Annotated in this window: 4 protein-coding genes; 1 reads left to right on the top strand and 3 read right to left on the bottom strand. The window is 69.0% G+C overall.

The annotated features are described in order from the left end of the window. The 3 genes from FJY88_12950 to FJY88_12940 form a co-directional block, all read right to left on the bottom strand. Window positions 1-198 (bottom strand): hypothetical protein (locus FJY88_12950; GenBank protein MBM3288237.1); only part of this gene is annotated, 198 nt, incomplete at its 3' end. Window positions 199-377: 179 nt separating this feature from the next. After that, window positions 378-1,169 carry a YdcF family protein gene (locus FJY88_12945; GenBank protein ID MBM3288236.1) on the bottom strand — a complete coding sequence of 264 codons (792 nt, stop codon included), beginning with the start codon at window positions 1,167-1,169 and terminating at the stop codon, window positions 378-380. A gap of 305 nt (window positions 1,170-1,474) precedes the next feature. Next, complete coding sequence (locus tag FJY88_12940) at window positions 1,475-2,038, bottom strand: N-acetyltransferase (GenBank protein MBM3288235.1); 564 nt, start codon at window positions 2,036-2,038, stop codon at window positions 1,475-1,477. A 207-nt stretch (window positions 2,039-2,245) separates the two neighbouring features. Here FJY88_12940 and FJY88_12935 point away from each other — a divergent pair. Then, a partial coding sequence (locus FJY88_12935) for a carbohydrate kinase family protein (protein MBM3288234.1) occupies window positions 2,246-3,211 on the top strand: 966 nt, incomplete at its 3' end.

The following is a 3,211-nucleotide window of genomic DNA, read 5'->3' as shown; positions in this document are numbered from 1 at the left end:
GTAGATGATCCTCTCCGCCCCGTGCCGGGCCCCCAGCGCGAGGGCGCAGGAGATCTCATCGCAGGCATCGGCCCCGACCGGAAGAGGCGGCGCGATCGAGCGAGGAGGGATGACGGAGAGGCCTGCAGCTTTGAGCTCCTCAACGAAGAGATCGAGCGCGACAGCCGCCGTCGGAAGAGAGCTACGGCAACGAGACATGGCGACCTCCTTGCGAACAGGTCTCCCAGCGCTCCACCAGAGCCTCGCGGGCGCCCCTCCCGCGCTTCGCGAGCGCGGGCTTGATCCGATCCGGGCCCGCCGCGCCCGAGACCAATTATGGACCTTTATGGGGATTCGGGGCGAGCATCTCGATCGCGCCCCGCAAAAGCGCCCAATCTTCAGAACGGCGGGACGCCGAACCGGTTCCAGTAGAAGAGGATCTTCGCGGTCTCGGTGAAGACGGAGATCTGGTCCCGCTCGCGCGTCCACCAGCGGACGGGATCATCCTGACTCTCTCCGATGGGGAGCGTCTCGACCGCAATGCGGATCGGAGAATCGCGGTAGATCTTGCGGAAGGTCGAACGGGCCCGGCGGCTGTGGAAGGGCGATGTGACGACGATCGCGCTCCCGGCGCCACGCTCCTCGAGAAACCGCCGCGATCTGACAGCCTCGTCGTGCGTGCTCCAGACACCCTCCAGCAGCCAGACCCGATCGTCGGGCACTCCCCTTCGGACCGCGATGCGGCGCTTCACGCCGCCCTGCGTGATCGAGTCCTCTCCCGTGTAGACCGGAAGGAGAGGCTTCCCCGAATCGAGAATGAGAATCGCGGGGACCCTGCCCTCCCGCCAGATTCGAAGGGCGAGGCCGAGGCGCTCTCCCTCTCCGCCGCCAAGGACGATCGCCACGTCCGCCTTCTGAGGACGATCCGTCGAGATGAGCCAGCGAGCGTACTGCGTGAGCGCGGCCGGGGTGGCGAGAACGAGAATGATCGCGAGCGCGGCGAGGAGGCCCAGGACCCGCACGGGGCGCACGTTCCAGCGCCAGGTCGGGTCCCACGCGCGAGATCCCTTATCGCTGCGTCTCACTTGCGCGGCCTCCCGCGGCCCCGGCGTCCGCCCGGATCGTCCAGAGCGCGAACAGGAAGATGAGCGCGAGGACCGTACCGGGGATCGCGTACCAGAGCGAGACACAGGCCAGGATCACCGCGATTCGCCTATCTCGGAGGCGACGCGTGGCGATTCCCACCGTGACCGCGATCCAGAGGATCCCGAGAACCAGGAAGACGGGGACCAGATTGACCGGATCGAGGCCTAGGCGGACGGCGGTCCTGCTCCAGAGCTCGTCCGACGAGAAGCGTCCGGGGGATCGCCGGAGGAGCTGGAGGGCGTCGATCAGCATCCAGATCCCCTCGATGACGCCCGCGAAGATGAATGTCCAGCGCATGCCGCGCCCCTAGCCGGAAACCGGCGCAGACCCGCTCCGCCGGGAGCCCGCGTCACGCCTCATCGATTCCACCATCGCGGAGGCGATACGCCATCCCGCACGAGCACTTGAGCGACTCCGGCAGGCGGCGCCCACACTTGCAGGCCCACCCGATCGATCGGGCGGGATTGCCGGCGACCATCGCGTGATCGGGAACATCCGAGACGACGACGGCCCCCGCGGCGACGAAGCACCACCGGCCGAGGACCACGCCGCAGACGATCGTCGCGTTCGCGCCGATCGTCGCCCCCATCCTGACGAGAGTCCCCTCCCAACCCGCGGGCCCCGTTCGGTAGTCGGGGTGGCTGCGGGGAATCCGATCATTGGTGAAGACGGCGTGGGGACCGACGAAGACATGATCCTCGATGGCGACTCGATCCCAAATGGCGACGCCGTTCTTCACGGTGACGCCGTCGCCCAGGATGGCCCCGCCCTCGACGAAGGCTCCCTCGCCGATGTTGCAGGACTTGCCGATCCGGGCGCCCTTCATCACGTGGGCGAAGGCCCAGATCCGCGTGCCTTCCCCCACCGCGTCCGACTCGTTGATCCCCTGAGGGTGAACGAATACGCCCGCCATTCTCCCATCCCCCGCTCGCGCGACCTTCGCGGCCTACGGCGACTTGAAGCCCCCGAGCGCCCATCCTATCGTCGGTGGCGTGACACTCAGCGGAACGAGCCATTCCGGCCCGGCGACCGAAGACTCGAGGAAGGATCCCACCTGCCTTCTCCGGAGACAAGGGGCGATGGGGCCGGGGACCGCCGGCAGGGATCGCGAGGCCCTCCCATGAAATGGGATCTCCTTGTCATCGCGAACCCCGTCTGGGAGATCTCCTGGCTCGTGGAGGAGTTCCCTCTCGACAGTACCGAACCGGCGGCGCCGCATGTCCGCTCCGAGGACGGAGGGGGAAGCGCCGCCAACACCGCGTGCGCCCTGGCCTGCGCGGGGTGGCGCGTTGCCGCCGTCGGAAGGGTGGGCGACGACCCCTACGGACTGGCATCGGTCGCGGCCCTGGAGCACAGGGGCGTGACCCCCCTGGTCGATCTGGTTCCGGGCGCGTCCACGAAGCATAACCACCTCTACGTGAAGCGGTCAGATCGGCGGACGGCCTTCCGCGCCTTCTTCCCCGAACGCGTCGTCTTCCCTTGGGATGGGCGCCCCCACGATCTGGACGACGCCGGCTGCCTTCTCCTGGACCGCCTCGCGGCCGCATCGATCGCCTGGCTGCGGGAGCGCGATGATCCCGGTCGATACCTCAACATCCTCAACCGGAACGCGCCCGGAGAACGGGGGCTGGCCGACCCGCGCATGCGCGAGGCCCTCCCCTTCCTCACGGTCCTGCAGATCCCGGAGGCGGATGAGGAAGGCGCCGCCGCGATGCGCCGCGCGCCGGCTTCGCCGATCGCCTCACTGCGACCGCCGTCCAGCTCGCGCTCGCGCGAGCCCCTCGACGATCGCTCGCGCCTTCACTCGAGCATCCCCTTCGACCCGCTGAGCGAGGATGATGTGCGGTCCCTGCTCGCGGGCGGAATCGACGTGCTGATCCGCACGCGCGGCGCCTCCGGCGTCATCGTCCACGCGGCGGATGGCGAGGCGCTTTCGTTGCCCGCGGCGGACACCGTGCTCGTTGATCCCACCGGCGCCGGCGATGCCTTCGCCGCCGGATTCCTCGACGGGCTCATGCGCGCCGAACCCCTGCGGGCCGCGGCGGGACGAGGGCTCGATTGGGCCGCTCGCGCGTGCCGTCACCTC

It is taken from the genome of Candidatus Eisenbacteria bacterium (assembly GCA_016867495.1).
Classification (GTDB): Bacteria; Eisenbacteria; RBG-16-71-46; order CAIMUX01; family VGJL01; genus VGJL01.
This window is presented reverse-complemented; position numbering and strand designations above follow the sequence as displayed.

What these genes read in the sequence shown, in the direction of transcription:
- FJY88_12940 (MBM3288235.1), bottom strand. Translation starts at nt 2,038, where the DNA reads ATGGCGGGCGTATTCGTTCACCCTCAGGGGATCAACGAGTCGGACGCG.